Source organism: Streptomyces plumbidurans (assembly GCF_019857225.1).
In the GTDB taxonomy this organism is placed as follows: Bacteria; Actinomycetota; Actinomycetes; order Streptomycetales; family Streptomycetaceae; genus Streptomyces; species Streptomyces plumbidurans.
This window is the reverse complement of the sequence record NZ_JAFJSY010000023.1, coordinates 93,367-118,823: the sequence shown is the minus strand read 5'-3', so window position 1 is coordinate 118,823 and position 25,457 is coordinate 93,367. Positions and strand designations below refer to the sequence as shown.

Annotated in this window: 23 protein-coding genes; all 23 read left to right on the top strand. The window is 69.5% G+C overall.

The genetic code is table 11. The features are described 5' to 3' along the window. Positions 1-3 precede the first annotated feature (3 nt). The 23 genes from JYK17_RS17480 (at position 4) to JYK17_RS17370 (ending at position 25,339) form a co-directional block, all read left to right on the top strand. Positions 4-456: a hypothetical protein gene (locus JYK17_RS17480; RefSeq protein WP_308011691.1), complete on the top strand. Its 453-nt coding sequence runs from the start codon at positions 4-6 to the stop codon at positions 454-456. After that, positions 456-1,049, top strand: a complete 594-nt coding sequence (locus JYK17_RS17475; protein ID WP_222810714.1) for a hypothetical protein — start codon at positions 456-458, stop codon at positions 1,047-1,049. Before JYK17_RS17480 ends, JYK17_RS17475 begins: the two co-directional genes overlap by 1 nt. Before the next feature lie 14 nt (positions 1,050-1,063). Further along, positions 1,064-2,539: a hypothetical protein gene (locus JYK17_RS17470; protein WP_222810713.1), complete on the top strand. Its 1,476-nt coding sequence runs from the start codon at positions 1,064-1,066 to the stop codon at positions 2,537-2,539. Between the two features lie 19 nt (positions 2,540-2,558). Next, on the top strand, positions 2,559-2,792 hold the full coding sequence (locus tag JYK17_RS17465) for a hypothetical protein (RefSeq protein WP_222810712.1): 234 nt from the start codon (positions 2,559-2,561) through the stop codon (positions 2,790-2,792). Between the two features lie 109 nt (positions 2,793-2,901). Beyond that, on the top strand, positions 2,902-5,535 hold the full coding sequence (locus JYK17_RS41005) for a phage minor head protein (protein ID WP_308011690.1): 2,634 nt from the start codon (positions 2,902-2,904) through the stop codon (positions 5,533-5,535). Between the two features lie 55 nt (positions 5,536-5,590). Beyond that, the gene (locus tag JYK17_RS17455) at positions 5,591-7,423 is read left to right on the top strand and encodes a hypothetical protein (RefSeq protein WP_222810711.1); all 1,833 of its coding nucleotides are present in this window, start codon (positions 5,591-5,593) and stop codon (positions 7,421-7,423) included. 72 nt (positions 7,424-7,495) lie between these two features. Then, the gene (locus JYK17_RS17450) at positions 7,496-9,211 is read left to right on the top strand and encodes a hypothetical protein (protein WP_222810710.1); all 1,716 of its coding nucleotides are present in this window, start codon (positions 7,496-7,498) and stop codon (positions 9,209-9,211) included. Between the two features lie 89 nt (positions 9,212-9,300). Then, positions 9,301-9,573 carry a hypothetical protein gene (locus JYK17_RS17445; protein ID WP_222810709.1) on the top strand — a complete coding sequence of 91 codons (273 nt, stop codon included), beginning with the start codon at positions 9,301-9,303 and terminating at the stop codon, positions 9,571-9,573. A 29-nt stretch (positions 9,574-9,602) separates the two neighbouring features. Next, positions 9,603-9,935, top strand: coding sequence for a hypothetical protein (locus tag JYK17_RS17440; RefSeq protein ID WP_222810708.1), 333 nt, complete (start codon positions 9,603-9,605; stop codon positions 9,933-9,935). 46 nt (positions 9,936-9,981) lie between these two features. Beyond that, on the top strand, positions 9,982-10,869 hold the full coding sequence (locus tag JYK17_RS17435) for a hypothetical protein (protein WP_222810707.1): 888 nt from the start codon (positions 9,982-9,984) through the stop codon (positions 10,867-10,869). Positions 10,870-10,873: 4 nt separating this feature from the next. Beyond that, complete coding sequence (locus JYK17_RS17430; protein ID WP_222810706.1) at positions 10,874-11,407, top strand: hypothetical protein; 534 nt, start codon at positions 10,874-10,876, stop codon at positions 11,405-11,407. Between the two features lie 73 nt (positions 11,408-11,480). After that, positions 11,481-11,891 carry a hypothetical protein gene (locus JYK17_RS17425; RefSeq protein WP_222810705.1) on the top strand — a complete coding sequence of 137 codons (411 nt, stop codon included), beginning with the start codon at positions 11,481-11,483 and terminating at the stop codon, positions 11,889-11,891. A 3-nt stretch (positions 11,892-11,894) separates the two neighbouring features. Then, positions 11,895-13,142, top strand: coding sequence for a phage tail tube protein (locus tag JYK17_RS17420; protein ID WP_222810704.1), 1,248 nt, complete (start codon positions 11,895-11,897; stop codon positions 13,140-13,142). A gap of 47 nt (positions 13,143-13,189) precedes the next feature. Further along, positions 13,190-13,555, top strand: coding sequence for a hypothetical protein (locus tag JYK17_RS17415; RefSeq protein ID WP_222810703.1), 366 nt, complete (start codon positions 13,190-13,192; stop codon positions 13,553-13,555). A 242-nt stretch (positions 13,556-13,797) separates the two neighbouring features. Continuing rightward, complete coding sequence (locus tag JYK17_RS17410; protein ID WP_222810702.1) at positions 13,798-14,250, top strand: phage virion morphogenesis protein; 453 nt, start codon at positions 13,798-13,800, stop codon at positions 14,248-14,250. A 95-nt stretch (positions 14,251-14,345) separates the two neighbouring features. Beyond that, positions 14,346-18,032 (top strand): phage tail tape measure protein, encoded by a 3,687-nt coding sequence (locus tag JYK17_RS17405; RefSeq protein ID WP_222810701.1) that lies wholly within the window; start codon positions 14,346-14,348, stop codon positions 18,030-18,032. Positions 18,033-18,041: 9 nt separating this feature from the next. Then, positions 18,042-21,458 carry a hypothetical protein gene (locus JYK17_RS17400; RefSeq protein WP_222810700.1) on the top strand — a complete coding sequence of 1,139 codons (3,417 nt, stop codon included), beginning with the start codon at positions 18,042-18,044 and terminating at the stop codon, positions 21,456-21,458. Between the two features lie 10 nt (positions 21,459-21,468). Further along, positions 21,469-22,017, top strand: a complete 549-nt coding sequence (locus tag JYK17_RS17395; RefSeq protein ID WP_222810699.1) for a hypothetical protein — start codon at positions 21,469-21,471, stop codon at positions 22,015-22,017. Positions 22,018-22,666: 649 nt separating this feature from the next. Then, positions 22,667-22,864, top strand: a complete 198-nt coding sequence (locus tag JYK17_RS17390) for a hypothetical protein (protein ID WP_222810698.1) — start codon at positions 22,667-22,669, stop codon at positions 22,862-22,864. Continuing rightward, entirely contained in the window at positions 22,861-23,937 is a 1,077-nt protein-coding gene (locus tag JYK17_RS17385) for a glycoside hydrolase family 25 protein (protein WP_222810697.1), read from the top strand. The genes JYK17_RS17390 and JYK17_RS17385 overlap by 4 nt, the downstream gene beginning before the upstream one ends. Before the next feature lie 77 nt (positions 23,938-24,014). Next, entirely contained in the window at positions 24,015-24,335 is a 321-nt protein-coding gene (locus JYK17_RS17380; protein ID WP_222810696.1) for a hypothetical protein, read from the top strand. A gap of 30 nt (positions 24,336-24,365) precedes the next feature. Then, on the top strand, positions 24,366-24,677 hold the full coding sequence (locus JYK17_RS17375) for a hypothetical protein (protein WP_222810695.1): 312 nt from the start codon (positions 24,366-24,368) through the stop codon (positions 24,675-24,677). Further along, positions 24,674-25,339, top strand: a complete 666-nt coding sequence (locus JYK17_RS17370) for a collagen-like protein (RefSeq protein ID WP_222810694.1) — start codon at positions 24,674-24,676, stop codon at positions 25,337-25,339. The genes JYK17_RS17375 and JYK17_RS17370 overlap by 4 nt, the downstream gene beginning before the upstream one ends. Positions 25,340-25,457: the final 118 nt, after the last annotated feature.

The following is a 25,457-nucleotide window of genomic DNA, read 5'->3' as shown; positions in this document are numbered from 1 at the left end:
GGCGTGGACACCCTCACCCCGCCCGACCCCCAGCCCGCCCCCCTTCCGGCCACGATCGAACAGCCCCTGCCTCCCGCCGGCCCCGCCTGCGCCGCATGCGGAACGCCAGCCGTCGTCCAGTGGCAGCGCCGCCCCACGGACGACGAACTCGACGCCATCCACCGCCTCGAGAACGACCGCCGCGCCCACGCACGCAAGCTCGCCGACCCGCAACAGCCCGAGCCGGTCTACCCGCCGCTGCCCACCGGCACCGACACCAGCGTCGCCGTCTACGCCTGCGCCCAGCACGCCCTCACCCTTCAGGCCGCAGCGTCCATCCACGCGAGCAGCTGCACCGCCCCCAACGAGGCCGACCTGCCGGGCTGTGACTGCACCCCCGAGACGCTGCCCGCAGCGCCCCTCGAGGAAGAGCAACGCTTCGCCCTCCCGACGCACTGGCAGCCGGCAGGCCAGTAATGGCCAACCACACCAACAACCTGGCCACGCCCACACCCAAGCGGCGCTGCACCGCTCACAAGAAGGGCAAGGACGGCAAGCAGGGCGAGCGGTGCAAGGCATGGGCGCTCAAAGGGCAGAAGGTGTGCCGCGTCCACGGCGGCAAGGCCCCGCAGAACCTCGCCGCCGGCGAACGCCGCGTCGCCGAGGAGCAGCTCGAGGCAGAGACCCGGCGGGCCCTCGCCGTCCTTGACGTGCCACCCGTCGACAACCCGCTCACCGCGCTGTCGGAACTGGCAGGCCAGGTCATCGCCTGGAAAGACGCCCTCGCCGACCGCGTGAACGAGCTGCACCACATCCGGTACACCGACGACAAGCGCGCCGAACAGCTCCGCTCCGAAGTCGCCCTGTACGAGCGGGCGATGGACCGGTGCGTCAACGTGCTGGGCACGATCGGCCGGCTCCGCATCGATGACCGGCTCGCCGCGATCAGCGAGCAGCAGGCCACCGTCGTCATCGGGGCGATCGAGGCGGCGCTCGCGCACGCCGGCGTCACCGGCAAGGCCGCTTCGGCGGCCAAGGCCGTTGCCGCCCGGCACCTGCGGGCGGTGTAGGGCGGGGGCGTGGCATGGACGCTCTCGCTCTCGCCGCGGCCCGGCTGGAAGAGGAAGGCGAGCGGGAGCAGCAGGCCGAGGCGTATGCCGGTCAGCCCGGGCTGTGGGCGCAGGAGAAGCTCGGCGAGCATCTGTGGTCGAAGCAGATCGAGATCGCCGAGTCCGTTCGGGACAACCGCCTCACCGCGGTGCACTCCTGCCACGGCTCGGGAAAGAGCTTCCAAGCCTCACGTCTGGTGTGCTGGTGGCTCGATACCCACCCGCCGGGCGAGGCCCGCGTGGTCACCACGGCGCCCACCGGCGACCAGGTCAAGGCCATCCTCTGGTCCGAGATCAACGGCGCCTGGGTCAAGGCCGAGTCCCGCGGTACGAAGTTCATCGGCCGCATCAACGAGACCGACTGGAAGCTCGGCAAGCAGCTGGTCGCTTTCGGCCGCAAGCCCTCCGACTACAACCCGCACGCCTTCCAGGGCATCCACGCAAAGTACGTCCTGGTCGTCATCGACGAAGCGTGCGGTGTGACCAAGCAGTTCTGGACCGCCGCCATGTCCATCGCGACCGGTCAGCACTGCCGGATCCTCGCCATCGGCAACCCGGACGACCCCGGGAGCCATTTCGCCCGGGTGTGCCTGCCGGGTTCACGCTGGAACACCATCCACATCAGCACCTTCGACACTCCGAACTTCACCGGCGAGACGGTGCCGGACGAACTCAAGCCGATGCTCGTCGGACCGGACTACGTCGAGGAGATGCGGGAGGAGTTCGGGGAGAGCTCGCCGACCTACATCAGCAAGGTCCTCGGCCAGTTCCCGGACGAGGCCGAGGACGGCGTGGTGCGGCTCTCCGCTGTGCGGGCCTGCCATGCCGAGCGTGAGGAGAAGCGGCCGGCGGAGGAGCAGCTGCCGCACGAGCTCGGCATCGACATGGGTGGCGGCGGCGATGAGACCGTCGTCTGGGAGCGCCGCGGCATGGTGGTCGGCCGCCGCTGGGGCTTCAGGGAGAAAGACCCGGTCAAGGCCACCGCGAAGCTGCTGGAGATCATCCAGCAGGTCAAACCGACGGCCGTGAAGATCGACAGCATCGGCATCGGCTGGGGCATCGCCGGCAACCTCCGCGAGAAGGGACTCAAAGGCGAGCACCAGGCCGTCATCGTCCCCGTCAACGTCAGCGTGAAGTCACAGGAACCGCAGAAGTTCCCGCGGCTGCGCTCCGAGATCTGGTGGCGCGTCGCCCGCCAGCTGTCCGAGGACCACTCCTGGGACCTGTCCGAACTGGCAGAGAAGGACCGCGAGCAGCTCGTCACCCAGCTCACGGCCCCGAAGTACACGATCGACTCGGCTGGCCGGACGGTCGTCGAGCCGAAGGAGGAGACCAAGAAGCGCCTGGGCCGCAGCCCCGACGACGCAGACGCCCTGATCCTCGCCTTCTACAGCCCGCCCGGCGGCCTCGACGAGCAGATGGCATGGCTCCGCGAATACGCCGCAGCATGACCCCAAGGAAGCCCCTCCCATGCAGACCACGCCCGCCTGGCGGCCCCCGCCGCCCGGCTTCGCCCCACGCTGCCTGTGCCACCAAGCCCGCCAGCTCTTCCGCGTCCTGCTGTGCCGCGCACACCCAGGGCGCCTGATCTGCACGCGCCGCTGGTTCACCCGCGGCCCGGCAGAACACGCGGCCGCCGACCTGGAGCGCACTGCGCACGAGGCCCTGTGCACGACCGGCCTCTACGAAGCGGCAGGCATGTAACCCCGTCCACACGACCAGCAAAAATGAGGGGGTGCTCGTGGGCAGGAAGCGCGGTCGCTCCCGGCAGCCGGCACAACTGACCAAGGCCGCCAGCCCGGCGCTGCAAGGCGTGACATTCACCAGCGAGCAGGTGGCGGCGCTCCTCGCGAACAACCGGCTCGGCGGCCAGATCACCGGTACCTTCCCGCCCCTGCCACGCACAGACCCCCCGGTGGCCTTCGGCCCCGGCGTTCCGCTGTACCCGGCCGCCATCGACCCGCCCAGGCCCGACAGCGGCCGCCCCGAGCCGCGGTTCAACGAGTACCCGGTCAGCTCCAACCTGCCCGGCATGTCGGACCGGTTGGTGCCCTGGAAGGTCCTGCGGGACGCGGCCGAGGTCGGCGGCCTGCCGCGGCGCTGCATCGAGATCCGCAAGAACGAGGTCGCCAGCCTGGCATGGACGATCCGCCTCACCGAGAAGGCCATCGAGCGCGCGCAGGAAGGCTCCGAGCAGCCGGACCACGAGGTCGCCAAGGCCCTGCGGCAGCAGCTCTCCCCGGAGATCACCAGGTGCATGGAGTTCCTCGAGCGCCCCGACCGGGGCCAGGGGGAAACGGCCACGGACTGGTTCGGGAAACTCCTCGAGGAGCACTTCGTCCTCGACGCGATCGCGATCTACCCGCGGCGCACCCGTGGCGGCGACCTGTACGCGCTGGAGGTCCTCGACGGCTCCACCATCAAGCCCCTGCGCGACCACCGCGGCGGCCGGCCCCAGCCGCCGAACCCCGCCTACCAGCAGCTGCTGTGGGGCTTTCCCCGCGGGGAGTTCATCGCAGACACCGACGCCGACGGCAACGTCCTCAACGGCTACCGCAGCGACCACCTCGTCTACCGGCGCCGCAACGTGCGCGCCCACACCCCGTACGGGTACAGCGCTGTCGAGCAGTGCCTGGAGGACCTGGACGTCTGGCTCAAGCGCCGCGCGTGGATCAAGTCCGAGTACGACGACGGCACCGTCCCGTCCGCGCTGGTCACCAACAACGGGGCCAGCGGCTGGACGCCCGCGCAGATCAAGGACTACGAGACCTTCCTCAACGACACCTACGGGGCGTCAGGGGCGCGTCACCGGCTGCGGATCCTGCCGCCGGGCATGGAGTTGGGGCAGCAGTCCGATGCTGCCGAGCGGTACCGGCCGGAGTACGACCTGTTCCTGATCAAGCTGATGGTGGCGCACTTCGACACCACCATCGCGGAGTTCGGGTTCACCGAACAGGGCGGCCTCGGCTCGACGGGCTGGCACGAGGGCCAGGCCGACGTCCAGCGCCGCAAAGGCACCCTGCCCACCGTGCGGTGGCTGCAGGAGACCGTCACCGACATCCTGCGCCTCCACCTCGGCATGCACCGCGACCTCGAGTTCGCGTTCCTCGGCCTGGAGGAAGAGGACGAAGCCGCCGCGGACGCCGTGGACGAGGCCCGCTACAAGACCGCCCGGCTCACCCTCAACGAGGCCCGGGACCGGGCGGGCAAGCCCCGCTACGACTTCCCCGAAGCCGACAAGCCGATGCTCGTCACCACCCGCGGCGTCATCTTCCTCGAGGGAGCCGCGGACCAGGCCGCCCCTGGCACCGTCGTCGGACCCCCCAAGGGCGGCGACGAGACCACCCAGGCCGGCGACGAGGAAACCCCCGACGACGACGAGGACAACGACGAGGAGGGGGACGGGGAGGACGAGGCGCGCGCCGAGGCCGTCAAGACGGAACTCGCCGCCTTCCGCCGCTGGGCCCGCCGCAACCCCAACCCCCGCAGGCCGTTCGCGTTCACCCACGTCACCAAAGCCGACGCGCCGGACATCAACACCGAGATCGTCCTGTTCGCCGACCCGGCTGCGGACGGCGGTGGTGCCGACCCAAAAGCATCATCTTCCCCGGATATTGACAACGTCCGGGACTGGCCAGGCTGGAGTGCCGACCTCCGCGCGGCCGCCTACTGGAAGCCCCGCATCATCAAGGCGATGCGCGGCGCGATCGACGCACGGGCCCTCGCGGAACGGTGGATCGCCCAGCGCGGCATCACCGTCAAGGCCGACGAACCCGACCTGTCCGGCGTGCAGAACTCCGGCGACGCCGGCCCGCCCGGCACGCCCTGGCACGACGCGATCGGCTGGCTCACCGCACAAGGCATCAGCCTCGTGCAGGCACTGCTGATCATCCGGGACGTGCAGACCGACGGCTACGTCATCGGCGAGCGCTCCGCCACGGCCGTCCTCGCCGGCCACAGCACGGTCGACTGGTCGAAGTGGCGGCCCGGCGACCCCGACGCCGCCCGGCTCGTACGCCCCACCGGCGCCGCCAACGGGCTGCAGACCCTGCTGGACGACGCCGGCATCGTCATCCGCAACGTGGCCGCCAACCGCATGGACCGGCTGGCCAAGGTACTGTCCGACGCCCTCGCCCGAGGCGACAGCGCCGACACCACGGCGATCTCGATCGAGCACCTCCTCGCCGATCCCGCCTGGGCCGAGCGCATCGCCGTCACCGAGATCGCGCGCGCCGTATCCGCCGCGAGCCTGTTCACCTACCGCCTCAACGGCGTCCGGCAGAAGTCCTGGCTCACCGCGGTCGACCAGCGCGTCTGCCCGGTGTGCCTCACCAACGAAGGCGCCGGTGCGATCCCCCTCAGCCAGGCCTTCCCCAGCGGCCACGCAATGCCGCCAGGGCACCCTTCCTGCCGATGCGCCCTGCTTCCCGAGGGCCTCGGTACCTGACCTGCCACCCCGGCAACCGCTGGGGTGGCGCGGCGCTCACGAGAGAGGAGCAGCTATGGACGAGCTCACCTACGCGTGGGCGCCGATCACCAAGGCCGAGGAACAGGACGACGGCACCTTCATGGTGTACGGGCCTGCCGCCTCTTCCCACCTGGACCGCGACCGGCAGCGCCTGAACGCGGACTGGCTGGACAAGGCGATGCCGGCCTGGTTCGCCGACGGCGCGAACGTACGCGAGCAGCACGACGCCAAGCGGGCGGTGGGGGTCGGGGTCGGCCTCGTCAAGGGCGACGGCGACAGCGGGCACATGCTCGCCTCCCACATCGTCGACCCCGTGGCCTGCCTGAAGGTCAAGCACAAGGTCCTCAAGGGCTACAGCGTCGGGATCAAGAACCCGAAGGTCAAGCTCGGCAAGGCAGACGCGCCCGGCGGGGAAGTCGTCGACGGCGACATCGTCGAGGTCTCGATCGTCGACCGCCCCTGCAACCCGACCACGCTGTTCGAACTCGCCAAGGCTGACGGCGCGACCGGGAACCTTCAGGCCGTCGACGGCGCGCTCGTCGTCGAGAAGAGCGACGCCGCGGCCTTCGGGATCGCCGAGGACGTCTACGCCCTCCTGCCCGAAGTCGTCCGCACGGCCCTCACCAGTCTCGCGGCCGCCGGCACGTCCGTGAGCGCGGAGGCTGTCAAGGCCGACGACGCCGAGGACAGCCCGGTGATCGTGTCGCCGTCGGTCCTCCTCAAGGTCGAGGGCGCTGCCTTCTCTGAGGAGCTGATCCAGGGCCTGGTCGACGAGCGCGTCGAGCAGGCCCTGGCCGAGCTCGCCAAGGCCGACCTGTCCGCAGCAGGCCGCCGGCGGGCAGCGAGGTCGGGCGCGGCGATGGAGGACGGCTCCTATCCGATCCGCAGCAAGGCCGAACTCCGCAAGGCCATCAAGGCTGTTGGCCGCGGTGGCGCGGAGCATGACGCCATCCGCAAGCACATCATCAAGCGGGCGCGAGCCCTGGGACTGGAGGGCATGGTGCCCACGAACTGGAACGCTGACGGATCGCTGAAGAACGCGACGAAGGCCGAGGAAGGCCAGAACGCGGGCACGGACGACCAGGCCGCGCTCATCGCCAAGGCCGAAGAGGTTCTGCGCGACGTCCGTGCCCTCTGCCCCGACCTCGCCAAGGCCGACGCCACCGCCGCTGACACCGGCGACACCGCAGGCGCCGCAGGCGCCGGGGATGCCGGCAACGAGGGCGGCGAGGACGAGGCGGCCGACATGGCGAGTGCGACGCAGGCCATCGCCTGCATCGCCCAGCTCATCATCTGTGAGGCCGAGTCGCTGGCCCAGGGCAACCTGCACGAGGCCCTCGACATCAGCCTTCTCCTCGACGCCGTCCGCGCACTGAAGTGGTTCAACGAGCGCGAACAGATGGAGCAGGACGCGCACGCCCTGGACCGCTCCGACAAGGCCACCGCCACCAAGACCGACGACACCACGACCCGGCAGGGCGTGGACTCGGCGGCCACCACCGAGACCAGCACCGCCTCCGAAGGGCAAGAGCCCGCGGAGGCACTGACGAAGGCCGCTGTGGCCGAGCTCGTGAAGTCCGCCGTCGCAGAGGTCAGCAAGGCCCAGGAGGAGCGCATCGAGACGCTCACGGGCGAGCTGACGAAGGCGACGCAGACGCTCGAGGAGCTCAAGGCCCAGCCGGTCCCGGGCGGCCCTGCGCTGACCCGGACCGCGGCAGAGGCACAGGCAGCCCGCAAGTCCGACGCCGACCAGCTGCGAGCCGAGGCCGACGACCTCCTCGCCAAGGCGGACAGCTGCACGGACCGCGACCTGCGCGAGGGCTACCTCGAGCGGCGCCGCACCCTCCTGGCGAAGGCCGACGCCTGACCGTCGGCAGCCCCCACACACGCTCAACCCGCCCCCCTTGTATGGGGGCTTTTCCATGAAAGGAGCAGGGCCATGGCTCTGCCCAAGGCACAAGTGCTCTTCGGGGACGCCCCGGAAGCACGCGCCCTCAGCAACGCCGAAGTCAGCGAGCGCTTCGACGAGCTGATGAAGGCGCTGGACACGGCGCCCACCCGCACGCTTCACCAGGCCGACATCGCGGCCGCGTTCGGTGAAGGCCGCGGCATCAGCTTCGACAGCGGTCCGGCGACGGCGTACGACGCCCTGTCCAAGGCCATCACCCCGGAGATGTCCAAGGCGATCAGCCCGGACACTCTGTCGTCTGTCCAGTCGATGCTGGAATCGCTGAAGACGGCGCAGCCGGACCTCATGAAGGACCTCACCACCTCCAGCCCGGTCAGTACGGGCCTGGTGGCGTACGACCTCGAGGCCCCGGCCAAGATGCTCACCCCCCGGCCGACCCCGCTCCGCAACCGGCTGCCCCGCCGCAAGGGCGTCGGCCTGGCCCACCAGTTCAAGGTGATTTCCGGGTTCACGGGCACCGCGACCGGCAGCGTCGCGAACATCCACCCCGGCATCGTCGACACCACGCAGACGAACTTCGCACCCGCCGGCGCAGGCAACGCCCTGTACTACGCGCGCGGCCCGAAGATCTCGTACGCGGGCTACGACAAGACCGTCGCCTACTCGCAGTTCAGCGTGTCGGACGCGGTCACCTGGAGCGCGCAGTACGCCGGCCAGGGCTACCAGGACATCCGCCAGCTCTCCCGCACGAGCCTGCTCTACTCGAGCATGCTCCTCGAGGAGCGCATGCTGCTCCTGGGCCGCGGCACCAGCGCCAGGAACTTCCTCGGCGCCCTGACCGCACCGACCGGCCTCACCCTCACCGCGCGCAGCGCCGGTGCCGGCGAGACGGCCCTGAGCGGCGTCTCGACGAACATCTACGTCAAGGTCACCAGCGACGCGGGTGACTTCGGCCAGTCCGTCCTGACGTCCGCGGCGACCGTTGCCCCGTCTTCGCAGGTCGTCGACGTCACCGTCACGCTCCCGGCCGGAGCGACCGGCATGCGCGTGTACGTGTCCACCGGCTCCTCGGACCCGGGCGACGCCGCACGCTGGTTCGCCGGCCGTTCCGGAACGAACAGCTTCACCCTGCAGGGTGCGCTGCCCACGTCGGGCACGGCCGCGTCCTCGGTCACCGCGGACACCTCGGCCTACACCGCCGGCTACGACGGCATCCTGCCGATCTGCACCGGCGCCGACTCGGGCTACGTCAACCGCCTCAACGCCGCCCTCTCCACCAGCAACCCGGGCAGCGAGTGGCAGGCGGCCTTCGCGTCCCTGTACGACAGCGTGAAGGCGGACCCGGACCGGACGCTCCTGAACGGCACCGACCGCAAGCAGTTGTCCGACTCCCTGAAGACGTCGTCGTCCAGCAACTACCGGATGACGATCACTCAGGACCAGCTGACCGGCGTCACCCTCGGCGACGTCGTCAACACGATCATCAACGAGGTGACCGGCAAGGGCGTCTCGGTCGAGGTCCACCCCTGGATGCCCCAGGGCAACGCCCCGATCATCTCCGACACGCTGCCCCTGCCGGACAGTGAAGTCTCCGACGTCTGGGCCGTCTACAACGTCCAGGACATGATGGGCGTGGACTGGCCGGTCCAGCAGTTCGCCTTCGAGTCGTCCAGCTACTGGTTCGGCGCGCTCGTCTGCTACGCGCCCGCCTGGAACGGCGCGATCACCGGCATCAAGAAGGTCTGACCCCTTCGTTCTTGTGGGCCGCCCGGCAGCCTGCCGGGCGGCCCGCAGCATCCCCGCCTCAACCCTCACCCTTTTTGCAGGAGCCCCTCATGGCCACCAAGTTGTGCTTGCCCGACGGCGCTGTACGCGGCATCGACATCCAGGGCGCCCAGACCGGCACCGTCACCTCCTACACGGCCGGCCGCGACGGGACCGTGAGCGTCGACAACCCCCAGCACGAGCGCGCGCTGCGCGAGTACGGCGCTTTCCCCTCGAGCCTGGGCGGGCACACCCGCCGCGGATTCCGCTGCGCGGGCTGCGGGTTCGGCTCCTTCTTCAAGCACTGCTCCCGCTGCGGCGGCACCTGCGAGCGAGAGAACTGACCGCACTCCATGCCTGGAAGGACCTGATCGTGCCTGCACGCAAGACCACTGCGTCGAAGACCACGGCCAAGAAGACGGCCGCTGCCCCCGCGGACGCCGACCACGAGCCCGAGCCCGCTGGCGCCGGGGGTGATGGTGGCCCGGGGCAGGAGACGTCCGGCGACACCCCCGTCCAGGAGACTCCGGCCGATGCCCCCGACCCGGACAGCGACCCCGGCGACGAGCTGGAGGAGCCGGACGGCGGCGGGGACGTGGAAGAGCTGTGCCGCGGCTGTTTCCCCAACGGCTGGCCCCACCCCGACGCAACCGCCGTCGGGTGCGAGCACGGCAACTGGCAGCGCACCCTCTCCACCACCAACTGACCGGCGTCACCCACGACTTGCCGCCCGACACACCAGGAGGTGAGCCGTGGCCGCCACCCCCTACGTCTCCGCGGCAGCTTTCCGAGCCCACCCGACATACCTCGACACCGAAGGCCTCAACCTCGCCAGCGACGATCCCGACGCCCAGACCGCCGAACTCACGAACCTGCTTCTCGCAGCGTCAGACTGGTGCGACAGCGAGCTCGACCAGCCCCTCGGCGCCCACCTCTACACCCAGCGCGAACGGGTCTTCTGCGGCTCCGACGGCCAGCTCAAGTTCCACTCCGACCACGGGCCCGTCATCCAGGTCACCGAGCTCGGCTACGGATACACCCCGACCGCCCTCACCACGCTCACCGACCCGACCGTGTGGGTCGAGCAGGACACGAACATCGTGTTCTCCTTCGCCACCAACGGCACCGTCGCGTGGTCCGGCAGCCTGCAGTTCGGCACCCCGGGCCTCGGCGGCGACATGTTCGTCCAGTCGACCGTCGTCGCCGGACACGTAGCCACCGTCCTCGACGACGATGCTTCAGACGGCGATTCGACGCTCACCGTGCTGGACCCCACAGGAATCACCCCAGGGGCCCGGTACCGGATCTGGGAGCCCGGCGTCGAGGAGAACGTGGTCGTCGACCCGGCCTGGACGCCGCCGACGCCAAGCACCATTCCCATGCCGACGGCGGTAAGCCTCCTGCAGCCTCTGCGCCACGCCCACACCGCTGGCAGCGACTTCTCCGGCATGCCGGCCGACCTCCGCAAGGCCGTTGTCCTGCACACCGTCAGCCAGCTCCTGCGCCCCGACACCACGGCCGAGGACGAGTACCCCGACAACGCCACCTCCTCGACCCGCTCGGACGATTCCCGCACCCGCGGCATGGGCCTGCTCAAAGAGGCCCGCAGGACACTCGCCAGCTACGCCAGGGTCAGGTGAGTCCGTGCCCATCCAAGACGCCCTGGACGGCATGTGCCGCTACTTCGGCGGCGACTATGACCCGGTCACCCGCACCTACCGCAGCTCACCCGTCACCGGCGTCGGAGTCGTACGCCGCGCGTGGCCCGCGGACCCCCGGCAAGAGGACTACTTCCTCGGCATGGACCCGGGCGCACGCACCGGCAGCGTGATCGTCATCTGGATCCCGCGCCAGCACGAGTACCGCCGGGCCATAGGGGGCGAGCACTCCGGCGTGAAGCAGATCGTCTACGACACCCTCCTCAACGTCTACCTCCGCAGCCGCACCGCCTACGCCGAGGACGCCCAGGACGACGCCTACGCCCTGCGCGACGCCCTGGTCGCGCACATGCGCAAGGACCGCACCCTCGGCGAGAGCGTCTTCCAGGCCGGCGAGCACGTCAGCGAGTCCGGCGGCGACGGCATCGACTTCGAGTACTCGCAGCCCTCCACCAAAGCGGGCCTGACCAAGGGCTTCTTCACCATGCGGTTCGCAGCGGTCGAGTTCACCGAAGCCTGACCTCATTGCCCGCAGCCCGGCCCCCACCTCCCCGTGGGGGCCTTTCGCATCCCTACGGACCCGGAGGCCCCCTATGGCCAAGACGACGAGCAGTACCCGCACCCGGCCAGCCGGCCAGGAAGAACCGCCCGCCACCGAGGCGGCCGAAGAGCCCGCAGCGGAACCGGCCACCCCAGGGCAGCCGGAGGAGGCCTCCCACGCCCCGCAGGACACTGCCCCGGACGAGGACGCGGCCGGTCTGCCCCCGGGCGTCTACGAGTACGTCCACGGCATCGGCTGCGTGTATCCGCACGTCCCGCTCACGTGCCACGCCTACCACCCGCCTGTCGCGGCGACGGAGACGACACCTGAGATCCCCGAGCGGAAGGCCACGGTCTTCGAGTGGCTGGACGGGCCTCCGGCGGACGGCCGCTGGCGGGCGACCGACGCGAAGCCCAACCAGGCCGCCGACAACGCCGGTGGCTGTCTGATCAGCAAGGAGTAAGCGGTGTCCACTCCCACCACCTACGCGCCCGCGAAACAGTTCGTGGGCATCGCCAACGAAGTCGCGCAGGGCACGCCGGTCGACATGACCGCCACCCTGCTGCTCGACAGCTTCAAGCCGAAGGACCAGCCGAAGTTCCTCGAGGACAAGGCATGGCGCGGCGCCATGGGCACCGACAGCTTCGCCCAGATCCCCGGCGTCGCCACCTCGGACCTGGACCTCGGCGGCCCCGTCTTCCTCGACGGGCTCGGCTACCTGCTCCGCAACATCATGGGCGACCTGTCCGTCACGGGAACGTCCACCGGATCCGGCGGCACCACCCTCTCCGCGAGCGCTGCGGCGGGCGCCACCACCATCTCCACCGCAGCCACCATCCCCGACGGCACCGTCGTCCAGATCGGCACCGGAGCGACGGCCGAAGTGTTCACGACCGGCACCCCCACCGGGTCCGGCCCCTACACGATCCCGCTCTCCACACCGTCCGGCGGCCTCGTCTACTCCCACGCCTCCTCGCAGCCCGTGCAGCCCGTCACCGGCCCCTACACCTATGCCTGGGCGCTCCTCAACTCCGGTACGGGGCAGCCGATCTCGCACACGCTGACCCACATGCTCGGCCCCACCGCGACCAGCGGCGCACGCCAGTACCCCGGCGCGTGCTTCTCCGAGATGGGCTTCAAGTGGAACAGCGAATCAGACCTGTTCACCTTCGACGCCAAGGCCACCAGCTGGCCGTCGGTGCCGCTCGGCTCCGCTCCGGTCGCGAACCCCGGCAGCGTCGCCCCCATCCCTTCCTGGCGCATGGCCGTCGGCATCGCCGGCCCCGCGAGCGGCGGCACCCTGATCTCGACCGTCACTGACGGCGAGATCAGCATGAAGCGGGAGATCAACCCCTACTTCACCGGCAACGGCGTCCAGACCCCCTACATCATCCAGCGCGCCGGCCTCACCGTCGAAGGCAAGCTGAACTTCGTCGCAGCCGACGAAAGCCCGCTGCTGTACATGCTCAACAACACCCAGCCCCAGCTGCAGCTGCTGATCAGCAACGGCCTGTCCGGCCTCAACGCCGGCTCCGTGCAGTTCGACTTCGCCAAGGCCGCCTTCGTGGAAGCGGAGCCCGACGGATCGAAGACCGCCGTCGAGTACTCCAACAGCTTCAAGGCAGTCCTCAACACCACCAACGCCGGCGGCAGCGGCTCCTACAGCCCCTGCAAGATCTCCGTCACCTGCAACATCGCACCCGGCACGTACTGACCGGACACACCCCTCTCAACCCTCACCCTCACCACAAGGAGCCCTCCATGGCACGTCACGCCCTGCCCTCCGGGCACTGGGTCGAACTCCGTGACCCAGCCACCCTCCGCCGCGGCGACAAGAAGCGAGCCCTGCGCATGGTGCCGATCGCCGAGGACATCGATCTCACCCTGGGAACGCCCGTCGAGATGGCGGACGGCACGATCTCGGTCATGATCACCGCCTGGTCGTACGAGTACCCGCTGCCCGTCACCGCCGCCACGCTGGACCTGCTGCCGCTGGAGGACGGAAACGCCCTGGAGGAACTCCCGGAGATCCAGGAAGCGCACAAGCTGCTCCACCCCGACCAGCCCGCTGCCACGCCGGAGCAGGTGGCTGATGAGACGTCCCCTACCGAAGCCTCCGCCGGCTGAAAGCACGGCTGGAGGATCCGCAAAGCGCCGCCCGCTCCAACAAACGTTTCCCGCCGAACCGGTGGGAGCGAACCCTTGAGTACTTCTGGTTCGCCGAGCGGTACGGCTGGACCCCGGCGCAGGTCGACGACTTGCCGCTGGAGGTCCTCAACAGCCTCCCCGACATCGCCGAGATCACCGACGAGATCCGGGAGGAAGCCCGCGAGCGGGCCCGGCGGGAAACGGAACGGGGGTGAAGGCCTGTGTCCGGTGGCGGCGTCCAGATCACCGGGCTCACCCAGCTCAGGGGAGCGTTCGTCGCGCTGGAGAACGACCTGCAGCGCGCCACGCGCACTGCCACTGCGCACGCAGCGCACCTGGCCGAGGCCGCCATCAAGCAGATGCTGACGACCTCGAGCCATGAGAAGGGCACCCCCACCCCGTCAGCGCCGGGCGAACCCCCGTCGCTCGTGAGCGGCACGCTGCGCCGGTCGACGAAGGTCGTCGGCCCGGTCCCGGCCGGGTTCGGCCGCTGGCTGGCAGAAGTCGGCCCCACGGCCGTCTACGGCCGCGTCCAGGAGCTCGGCGGCACGGCCGGCCACGGCTCCGAACTCCCGCCGCGCCCCTACGTCCAGCCGGCGTACGAGCAGCTGGTGGCCAGCGGCGCGATCAGCCGCACCTATCACCTCGCCTGGCGAACCGCCCTCGCCCACTGACCCCCTTTCCCCCTGACCAGCCCCCTGTCATCCCGCCCTCGCCCGGGCGCGCGGGATGAGGGGGCTGCTCGCTGTGCCCGGAGGGCGGTTGCGGCATGAGCGGAGGCGGCGGTGGCGGGGGAGGACTTCTCCCCCCGGTCGTCGTGCGGATGCTGGGCGACATCACCCAGCTGCGCGCCACGATGCGCGAAGCCCGCGCGCAGGTAGACGGCACGGCGGCAGGTATGCGCGCCGCGGGCGCGACTGCCTTTGCGGGAATGGCCCGCATGGGGAAATCGGTCTCCCTTATCGGCGTCGGTGTCGCCGCAACGTCCATGAAAATGGCGGGCGATTTCGAAGCCAACACGATGGTTCTGCACACCGCTGCAGGAGAAACCCTTTCCGGGCTGAATACGGTCCGCAAAGGCATTCTCGATATTGCGAAGAACACCGGTACCGACTGGCACAACCTCACCGAGGGCATGTACCAGGTCGAGAAGGCCGGCCTGCGTGGCGCCGATGGCCTCAAGGTTCTTCGTGCCGCAGCTCAGGGTGCCCGTGAAGAGAACGCATCGCTGGAGTCCGTCACCAATGCGATGACGTCGGTCATGGCCTCCTATCACCTGAAAGCGAAAGACAGCGTTCAGGTGATGAATGCCATGAAGACCGCTGCGGGCGAAGGTAAAATGACGATGGAGCAGTTCTCCTCGTCATTGTCCACGGTGCTGCCTATCGCGAGTGCCAACAAGATCAGTTTCTCTGAGGTTTCCGGCGCTCTCGCCACGCTGACTCAGCACGGCACGAGTGCCCGCGAGGGCACCCAGGAACTCGCCTCCACGATCCGGTCTCTGGCCAGCCCGAACAACGTCGCCGTGCAGGAGATGCAGCGGCTCGGCCTGTCGTCCACCGACGTCGCGATGAAGCTCAAGGACGTCGACAAGGGCGGCCGCGGTCTCACCGGCACCTTCGACCTGCTCTCCCGGACCGTCCTGTCCAAGATGGGCAAGTCCGGCACCCTGCTGCTGAGCGCCTTCAACAAGACGAAGCAGGCCGCCCACGACGCGGACCAGATGGTCAAGGCGATGCCGAAGAGCATCCAGGGCCTGGCCAAGTCGTACGCCAGCGGATCTATCTCGTTGGGCGACTGGCGTCAGAAGCTCAAGAGCCTCCCGCCCGAGCAGGCCAACCTGCTCCAGCAGTACGCGACGCTCCGCACCAAGACCAACGGCTTCTCAGCAGAGCTGAAGCGTGGCGGCCCGGCAGCGCAGACCTACACCGAGGCCATGCGCAAGATGCTCGGTGGTGCGATCGGGCTGAACACCGCGCTGCAGCTGACCGGTGAGAACACCGACGCCTACAAGGAGCGGGTCGAGAAGATCCGCAAGAGCTACGAGCACGCGACGAAGAACGTCGAAGGCTGGGACCAGACCCAGAAGCTGTTCAACGTCCGCCTGGCCAAGGCCAAGCAGGCCATCTCCGTCCTGGCCATCGAGATCGGCAGCAAGCTCATCCCGATCGTCACCAAAGCGGTCGACTGGCTGACCCGCCACAAAGAGATCGCGATCGCCCTGGCGTCGGTCATCGGCGGCGTCCTCGCTCTGTCCGTCGTCGCGTTCGCAGCGAAGACGACCATGGCGCTCGTCAAACCGATCGGGACGCTCGCGAAGCTGGGCACGGCCGGTGTGAAGGCCGGCGCACGCATGGTGCAGGGCTTCCGCTCCGCGCAGGTCGCAGGGTCCGCGTTCTCCGGGCGGGCCGGCAGCTTCGGCGGAGCCATGCGGAAGGCGTGGGACGGCTCGATCAAGGGCGCCAAGGCCGCAGGCCGGGGCATTGCCACCTTCAGCAAGTCCATGGGCCGCCTGGCCGCCAAGGGCGGGACAGCCGCCTTCTCCGGCCTGACCCGTGGCGCCGCCGCCGCAGGCCGGGCCATGGCGGTTGCCGGGAAGGGCGCGCTCACCCTGGCCGCGAACGTCGGCAAGGCAACCCTCATGGCCGCGCGGTCCGCGATCGTCTGGGCGGCGCAGAAGATCAAGCTCATCGCCGTGTCGGTCGCGGAGAAGGCTGCCGCTGTCGGGCAGTGGCTCCTGAACGCGGCGATGTCCGCCAACCCGATCATGCTGATCGTCCTCGCGATCGCCGCCCTGGTGGCCGGGCTGATCTGGGCCTACAAGCACTTCGACGGGTTCCGCCACGTCGTCCAGACCGCCTTCGGCGCCTTCGGCCCCGCCGTGAAGCAGGTCGAGAAGGCATGGCATCAGTTCACCAGCGGCTTCTCCTCGGCGTACAAGATGGCGAAGTCCATCGGCGGATCGATCATCAAGTTCGTCACCGGCATGCCGAACCGCATGCTCCACCCGATGTCGGGCCTGCCGAGCAGCCTCAAGTCGCTGGCAAGCCACGGCTTCACCTCGTTCCTCAACGCCTCCAAGAGCGTCGGCCTGCTCATGATCAAGTACGTGGCCGGCATCCCCGGCCGCGCCAAGAAGGCCCTGGGCGCCCTCGGGCACCTGCTGACAGGCGCGGGCGCGGACATGATCCGCGGCCTCCTCCACGGCATCCGCTCCATCAGCGTCTCGAGCGTCCTGTCCGGCATCGCCCACAGCGCCGCCGGCGCCTTCAAGTCCGCCCTCGGCATCAGCTCGCCGTCGAAGGTGTTCCGCTCGCTCGGTATCTACGTCAACCAGGGCCTGGTCGACGGACTCACCTCCAGCACCGCCAAGGTCAAGACCGCGACGAAGCGGATCGAGACCTTGATGATCCAGACCCGGAACAAGCTCTACGACGAGCGCACCACCGGCAAGACCCGCGCCGGGCGCAAGACCAACGCCTGGGTCGCGGCGAAGATGCACGCGCTCGCCGGGGTCGAGAAGTACGTGAAGAAGGAGGACAAGGTCCTCAAGTCCCTTGCGGCGAAACGGGACTCCGTCGCGAAGAAGCTGAAGGACGCCCAGAAGAAGCTGTCCGATCTGCAGAAGGAATGGACGTCGAAACGCGACGAGATCGCCTCGTCGATCATGGGCGGGATGTCGGTCGTCACCGACTCACCCGACGAGGGCCGCTCGGTCAACTCCTACGACATCGTCGCCAAGATGCGCGAGCAGGCGCAGAAGGTCGCCGACTTCACCCGCAACCTCGCCGCGCTGAAGAAGAAGGGCGTCAGAAGCGACCTCATCGAGCAGATCGCCTCGGCAGGTGTCGAGGGCGGCGGTGACACCGCCCGCGCGCTGGCCGCGGCCTCCAAGGGCCAGATCGCCGAGGTCAACAAGCTCCAGGCGAGCATGAAGTCCCAGGCCAACACCACCGGCACGGTCGTCGCTGACGCCATGTACGGGGCGGGCATCAAAGCCGCGCAGGGCCTGGTCAAGGGCTTGCAGAAGCAAGAGAAGTCCATCGAAGCGCAGATGACGAAGATCGCTAAGAAGATGGCGTCCGTCATCAAGAAGGCCCTCAAGATCAAGTCGCCGTCGCAGGTGTTCGCGGACATCGGCGGCTACATCCCCCAGGGCCTCGCTGTCGGCATCAGCGACGCGGCCCAGCACGCCATCACCGCGGCCCGCAATCTGTCTGCGGACGTCACCGCCGCAGGCAGCCTCAACCAGACCGCGATCGCCGGCAGCGCCCTCGGCTACCGCATCCCCACCCAGCGCAACGGCAGCCAGCCCATGCAGGTGGTCAACAACAACCTGTACGTGAACGTCGAAGGCACTGTCACCACCGAACGGAAGCTGCAGAAAACGATGGAGGAGGCCTTCCTCAAGAACGGCATGCGCAACCCGCAGACCTACACCAGCTTCACGCGCTGAGGAGGACCAGTGGCCAACCCTCAGCTGTCCACCCTGCAGGACAGCTTCGCTGCCCCGGCGCTCAACACGACGCTCTGGAACAACTCCAGCGCCGCACCCGACGTCCTCCTCGACCCCGCCCTGGACCGCGTGCAGATCAGCTGCACCTCGACCTATCCGGCGTTCGGCGGGAACGGGCCGTGGGCACTCACGAACGACGCCCTCTACGCCCGTGTGAGCCCGCCCCCCGTCGGGGCCGGCACCACACAGATGATCATGCGTGTGGTCGTCGACGCCAACAACCGGGCGTCGCTCTTCTTCGACGCGGGCGGCATCCTCACCGCGAGCGTCGTCAACGCCGGCACCACGACCACCACCGTGATCGGCGCGTACGACGCCTTCAACCACTCCTGGTGGCGCATCCGCGAAGCGGGCGGGAACATCCTCTTCGACACCGCTCCGGACGGCTGGACGTGGACCACCAGGGCCACGATCGCCCACACCTGGTCAGCCGCCGCAGTGCAGGTCATCTGGCTCTGCGGATTCTCCGGCACCGAAGCGGCCGGCCTCGCCGGATACGTCGACCACGTCAACACCACGACCTCGGCACCCGACCAGCTCAACCTCAACTTCCCGCTCGTGGAGGACGCCTGGGCGCCGTACTGGTCCGCCAACGGGGGTGCCTTCCCGCTGGACCGGTTCGTCGACGTCGGCAGCCGGACCCGCGGCACCGCCTCCTTCGACCGCGGCCGCCAGTACGAGACCGACCAGGTCCGCAGCGGCGAAGCCCAGCTCCTCCTCGCGAACAACGACGCACTCCTGGACCCGACCAACGCCGACGGCCCCTGGTACGGGAACATCTACCCGTACCAGCCCTACCGGCGGCGCGCGCAGTGGCCCCCCACACGGAATCTGCTGGACCAGGCCGCGGCCAGCGGCGGTGACCTGGGCGGCTTCAGCGGCACGATCAACTCGGCCACCTCGGACATCTTCTCCAGCACCGACACGTCCGGCGGCACGGTCACGCCCTCGGCGACCGCCTGGCAGGGCTCCACCGTCCTGCAGTTCTCGGTTCCCTCCGCCTCCGCCATCGCCGCCCGCGTCTGCCACACACCCCGCTGGTCCGTGACACCGGGCCAGACGTACACGATGCAGATCCGCGTACGCGATGTCACGGCTGCGACGAGCCTGGGCGTGAAGGCCTTCATCGCCTGGCACACCGCCGGAGGAGGCGCCACCCCCACCTCCTTCACCTACGGCACCCCCGCGACCCTCACGGGCTCGACGACGGCCGCCTGGACCACACTCACCGTCACCGCGACCGCGCCGGCCAACGCGGCCGGCATCGACGTCGGCGTCGCGCTCAGCGCGGCCGCGGCCGCCACCTGCTCCCTGCAGGCCGACGGATGGCAGCTGGAGAAAGGCACGGCGGCGACGACGTGGCAGGCGCCGGGCATCTGGTACCCGGTCTACGCCGGCTTCATGGAGCGCTGGCCGGAGAAGTGGGACGGCGACGGCACCTACGGCCTCGTCAACCCGAACGCTGTCGACGCCTTCGCGCTCCTGTCCCAGCAGACCCTCTCCGACCCGCTCACCGAGGAGATCACCAGCAACCAGCCCCGGTTCCTCTTCAAGCTCGACGACCCTGCTGAAGGCACAACGGCAGCAGACACGACCGGCACCTACCCCCCGGCCCAGCAAGGCATCAGCAAGTACGGAGCCGGCAGCTTCGTCTTCGGCACCGAAATCACCGCCACCGACGCCACCGGCGTCTACACGGGCAGCAGCGGAACAGTCGCCACCGTCGACAACAGCTTCCCGGGCACGAACACCATCGGACCGGCCACATTCCTCAGACTGGGCGCCTCGGGCATCCTCGGGCCGGCCGATCCCTCGGCCTGGACCCGCATGATCGCCTTCAAATACACCGGCCCAACGCCCACCACCGCCTCGGTGTTCTGGTCGTCATTCGACCGGCAACGGTCGGGCGGATCACCGAGCGGCAGCGAACTCTACTGGCAGATCGGCGCCGACGGCCGTCTGGCCGTAGTGCTGCGCGGCCCGTCCGGCGGCGCCGGCGTGAGTTTCGCGCCCGGCCCGACTGCACTGGATGGCGACTGGCACCTCATGCTCGTCGGCTACAGCCGGGCCAGCGCGACACTCCGCTTCCACGTCGACGGCGTGACCTATCTGTTCAGCAGCGTCGACCCGGCCCTCGAACCGAGCGGCCTGGTCAGCGACAACGTCGGCGCCTACGTGGACCCCACCGTGGGCAACGGCACCTTCCTGAACTTCAAGGGCGACATCTCCTTCGTCGCGGAATTCCCCTCCCAGCTGTCCGCGCTGGCCATGACCAACATCTACACAGCCTGGCGATCGGCATGCGCCGGCGAGTCGACCGACGCCCGGTACGCACGGATCCTCAGATACGCCGGCTACAGCGGCAGCACGTCCATCGACACGGGCCTGACCACCTCGATGGGCCCTGCCACCCTAGCCGACAGCGACGCGGTCTCCTGCCTGCAAGCCGTCGTCGACACCGAAGGAGGCGCGCACTACGTCGACCGGGCCGGTGCCGTCGTCTTCAAGAGCCGCGCAGCCCGCTACAACGCCACCGTGCCCCTGTTCGTGTTCGGGGAGCGCGCTGACCTCGGCGAGCTGCCGTACGAGAACGCTGAGCGCGACTTCGATCCGACTCGCCTGGCCAATGACGTCACCGTGACCCAGGAGTCCACGGGCCAGCTGTTCTACGCCGAGGACGCCGCGAGCAAGGCGACCTACTTCACGCGCACGATGACCCGCACCGTCAACTCCAGCAGCAGCACCGAGTGCCAGGACGCCGCGAACTACCTGCTCTCCCGCTACCGGCAGCCAGCGAAGCGCATCAGCACCATGACGCTGCACCCGTCAGCGAACCCGGCTCTGTGGCCGGCCTGTCTCTCCCTCGAACTCGGCACCCGCGCGCGCGTCATGCGACGGCCGCAAGGGTCGCCGGAGAGCAGCACCGAGTGCTTCATCGAGAACATCTCCTGGGACTGGAACGAGGAGAACGACGCCGTCCTCACGCTCCAGTGCTCGCCGGCCGACCTCACTCCCTACGGGATCATCGCCGCCTGGCACACCACACTCGCCTCGTCGATCGCAGCCGGGGTCTCCTCGATCACCATCCACGCGAGCCAGGACAACACGAACCTGCTCGCCGCGCAGCTCGCAGCCGGCCAGCAGCTCACCCTCGGCCAAGGCACCGCGAACGCAGAGACGGTCACTGTGTCCGCGGTCGGTGCTACGAGCCCTGGATGGACGACTGCCACGATCACCCTCACCGCCGCCACCACCAAGTCGCACACGGCGGGAGACACCCTCTGCGAGCCGTTGCCCGCAGGCACGACGGACCCGACGACGTGGGACGCCGTCAGCCGTTTCGACTCCATCGCCTTCGCGTACTGAGAGGTGACGTATGCCCCGCACCGTTCCGGTCATCGCGTCAGAATCACCCGGCAACTTCCTGACCGGCGCGTTGTGGAACGCCAACGTGAAAGCGATGGGCGACTTCCTGCTCGGCGCCTCCGGCAACGGCGTGCCACGCTTCCGCGGCTACCAGACCAGCGTCCAGTCCCTGTCCGACAACACCTGGACGTCACTCACCCTCGACACCGAGGCCTTCGACAGTGACAACGGGCACAGCACCTCGACGAACACCTCCCGGTACACGGTGCAGGTCGCAGGCACCTACAGCGTGTTGGGCATCGCGGCGTTCGCTGGCAACGCGACAGGAAACCGAGCCGCCCGCATCACGGTCAACGGCACCGCAGTTCCCGGCGGCTTCGTAAAGACGCTCGCCGCCACGGTGACCCACTCCAGCGCGGTCGCCACCGGCGCTCAAGTGGTCTGCGCAGTCGGCGATTACATCGAGACGCAGGGCCTCCAGACGTCTGGGGCCGGCCTCAACACCAGCGCCGCAACCGACGTCGCATGCGCCATGGGCGTCTGGTGGATCTCCGGCTAGCAGCTGCCGCCAGTCGCATCGGCCACGGGCGGGATGCCCGGAACCCGTTCTGGAACGGGTTCCGGAACCCGTTCCCGCCGGGGGTTCCGAGCCATCCGGAACCCGTTCCCGCCGGGGGTTCCGGAACCCGTTCCGCGACGGGTTCCGAGACCGTGACAGACCCGGAACCCGTTCCAGAACGGGTTCCGGAACCCGTTCCCGCCGGGGGTTCCGCACTAGTACGTGGCTCAGCAACCCCCACTGTCTGAACCTGGATCACCAGCCTCACCACGCGCGCGACTGTTCACCGGGCTCAGCCACCCCCATCCAAACAAGCCGCGCAGACTCCTCCGGCCCTTCGACCTCAGCCACCGAAAGCCAGCCACGACGAAGCCCGTAGCCGACCAAGCAGGCGCGCGTGTGTCTCCAGCACCACAACTAGCCCCAGCCACGCTTCAAGTTGTTGCAACCCCCCCAGGGCCTCAAGCCGCCGACGGCGCCGCGCTGCCCCGGCGGGGCGCCGCAGCCCTCCAAGGGCTGCGGGGCTGCCGACCCTTGGCGGCTCTGACAGCAACCCTCAGCGGCCCCCCCCGTGCTGTCCCGCCATCGATCTCGCCTGCACGCATCCGGCCCGGCCCGCAGAAGGCCTTCACACGTTTCAGGAGATTCCATGGCGTTCGATCTCGACCAACTCGCCGCGCTCGCCTACACGGCGTACGCAGAGGCCGTAGGCGGCCGCGCATACAACGGTGACCCGCTGCCCGCATGGGATGCCCTCCCAGACGCCATCAAGGCCGCCTGGGCAGCATCCGCCGACGCCGTACGCCTCGCAGACGCCGGCCAGCTCGAGAGCGGCGACCAGGGATGACGACGCAGACCTGCCGCGGCATCGACGTCTCCGCCCACCAGAAAGCCCAGGACTGGGCCGCGCACAAGAAGGCAGGCGTGGCCTTCGCGTTCGCCAAAGCCACCGAAGGCGAGCACAGCCACGACGCCGCCTTCAGCGCCCACATCACCGGCATCCTCGCCGCCCAACTCATCCCGGGCGCCTACCACTTCGCCTGGCCCAACCAGAACCCCCGGACGGAGGCAGCCAACTACATCGGCGCGGTCGCGCCGTACACGCGCGCCGGGTTCTGCCACTGGCTGGACCTCGAGGCGTACCCCGACAGCCGCAACTACGCCGGCCGCTCGGCGCCGCAGATCCTGGCCTGGGTCAGCGAGTGGGTCGCCCTGGTCCAGGCAGCGTTCCCGGCGCAGCGCGTCGGGATCTACACCTCCGGCACCGATCTCGCCGCCGGCCACGTCCCCGCCGACCTGCCGATCTGGTACCCCGCCTATCCGTGGGGCGCCGCCGAGTACGCGCGTGCCGAGGCTGCCACGCGTCCCCGTGTGGCGGGGCGTACCCCGCTCATCTGGCAGTTCACCAGCGACCCCCTGGACCGATCCATCGCCTACCTCTCCGAGCCGGCGCTGCGCGCCTGGGCCGCCGAGAGGCAGGCAGACACCCTCGAGGAGGACCCGATGCCCGACGAAGTGAACCTGGGGACCGCGAAGCCCTACACGCTCGCCCCGGGCCAGTGGGACGACGTCGAGTTCACGAAGGAATGGCTCGACACGGCCGCCGAGCATCCGGCGGGCAGCGCCGTATTCGTGAGCGGGCCCTGCCGGTTCACCGGCTCGCTCAGCCTGCACATCGCCGGTCTCCCCGTGGGAGAAACCGTCCAGATCCGCATGGCGGAGTACGCGGGCAGCAAACACGTTGCCGACCACCCGATCGACGAGGCCGTCGGCACCAAGGGCGGCACCTTCCACGTCACCCCCCTCACCAAGCACCTCGCGTCCGGCCGCACCATGCGCGTCCGCCTCCTCAACAACTCGCCCGCCCCGGTCACCGTGCAGAGCGCCGTCCTCACCGCGCTCGCGTGGAAGGTGGCCTGATCTGCTCCACCCGCCGGCACTCCCACCGGCCGGGGAGGCCACCGCGGCCGGCGTCCGCCAGACGAAGGGGAACTCGCGTGCAACTCACCGACGCGCAGCTGTGGGCGGCAGCAACCGGCTACGTGCTGCCACCCGTCATCGCCATCGTCGTGCAGCCCCGCTGGAGCGGCCCCAGCAAGGGGCTGTTCATGCTCCTGGTGGCCGGCCTCGACGGTGCCGGAACCGCCTACTTCAACCACGACTTCAGTGGCAAGCCGGTCCTCACGTGTGTGCTCACCGCAGCCGTGTCCATCGGCCTGGCGTACCGGACGCTGTGGAAGCCAAGCGGCATCGCGCCACGCATCGAGCAGGCCACCTCGACGGCCCATGGGCAGGCACCGCCGCTCCACAGACTCTGACCTGCCCTGGGACCGCGTCGAGGAGGCCGCATGGATGCTGCCCTGATCACGGCAATCGCTGCTCTCGTGACAGCACCCGTGACAGCGGCGGCGGCCATGTACGGTCAGCGCGGCGCGAACCGGGCTGCCCGAGAGAGCGGTGCCCTGACCGGCTATGACGCGCTCACTGGCCGCCTCGTGAAGGAGCGGGACAAGGCAGAGACGGACGAAGCCGCCGCCGAAGCCCGGGCCAGCGCGGCAGAGGCCGAGGCGTCGGCACTGCGGTCCGAGAACTCTCGTCTCCAAGCGGAGATCGACCGTCTCCGCGCCATCGTCGCCCAGCTGGGAGGGCAACTGCCGTGACGCCCACGGAAGGCGCCCTGTACCGCGCCCGCCACCTCCTGTGGATCGTGACCGGCCTGACCGTCCTGGCGGGCGGCCTGGCCTTCGCCTTCTTCCTCATCGGCAGAGAGGCACACAAGGCCGACCTCTTCGCCCAGGAAGCAGACCGCCGCGGCAGCGCGGTGTCCACGCTCGCAGGGGACGTCCGTGCTCTTCGGCTGCAGGTACAGGCGGGCGGTGGCACCCCGGTCGCGCCGGATCCCAGCAAGGCGGTCGACGACCTCGGCGCCCGCGCCAAGGTGCCCGTGCAGGTACCAGGGCCGCCCGGCCCGGCCGGGAAGCCGGGGCCGTCCGGAGCGCCGGGCAGAAACGGCTCTGAAGGGCACCCAGGAGCCAGTGGCGCACCAGGTGCCAGCGGCGCACCGGGAGTTGACGGCGCAGCCGGAGCGACCGGTCCTGCGGGGCCCCAGGGGCCTGCCGGTCCCGCAGGCCAGGACGGCAGGGATGGCAAGGACGGCGCGGACGGGAAAGACGGCCAGACGTGCCCCACCGGATACTCCTTGCAGGCACCCGCTGACGACCCGGACGCCCTGGTCTGCCGCCGCGACAGTGCCCCCGATCCGTCCAGCTCGTCGCCGGCACCGCAGGCCGCCGCGCTCGACCCCCGGCGGAAGACCGCATGAGAGCGCTGCGGCGCGCCGCAGCCCGCCCGGGTCCTGCGAAGCGAAGGAGATCCGCCGTTTCGGCTGACACATCGTGAGGCGCTCCAACGTCCTGGCGTATTCGAAAGCAAGGTGGGCC